This is a genomic window from Streptomyces sp. WAC06614, from assembly GCF_003949795.1.
Classification (GTDB): Bacteria; Actinomycetota; Actinomycetes; order Streptomycetales; family Streptomycetaceae; genus Streptomyces.
Genome location: NZ_RPRY01000764.1, coordinates 1 through 716, shown reverse-complemented (window position 1 = coordinate 716; position 716 = coordinate 1). Strand labels below are relative to the sequence as shown.

Here is a 716-nt window from a genome sequence, read left to right as displayed (position 1 = left end):
CCACCCAGCAGCAGACCTCCCCACCCGAGGCAGCGTCGGCCTCAACACCCCCGGCCGTCTCGCCAGCGTCGGCACGGACCACACCGACCCGACCCGGGCCCGCGCCTTCTTCCTCTTCAAGTCCCCGCCGCTGGCCTACGACCGCCACGACCCCGAGGCCCACAAAAGCCTCGTCCGCCGGGCTTTCGGCGACCTCGGCTGGCAGGTCCCGCACCTGCTCGACACCCTCGCCCCCGCCACCGACCTCTACTTCGACTCCATCAGCCGCGCGGACGTGCCCTCCTGGTCCACCGGCCGCATCGCCCTCGCCGGCGACGCCGCCTGCGGCGCGACCATCGGCGGCATGGGCACGGGCACGGGCGTCGTCGCCGCGTACGTCCTCGCCGCCGAACTCGCCCGCACCCCCGAGGCCCCCCACACCGCGTTCGCCCGCTACGAGACCCGCTTGCGCGCACACGCCGAGAACTGCCAGAAGGGCGGCGACCGTACGGGCCCGTTCCTCGCCCCGGCCACCCGCACAGGCCTCCGCCTACGCAACACCCTCCTCAGCCGCCCCCGGGTCCTCGCCTGGATGCTGAACCAGGGCAAAAAGGCAGCAACCACCCTCCCCCTGCATTAACGCCGTTAACGCTGCTGCCCCCACGGACCATTAACGCCGTTAACGCTGCAGCCCCCCGCAGACCATTAACGCCGTTAACACCCACCCCACCCCGGGA

Annotated in this window: 1 pseudogene; it reads left to right on the top strand. The window is 72.2% G+C overall.

The window, feature by feature from the left end:
* Positions 1–619, top strand: a pseudogene (locus EF918_RS36370) (FAD-dependent oxidoreductase); the annotation flags it as partial.
* Between the last annotated feature and the right edge of the window lie 97 nt (positions 620–716).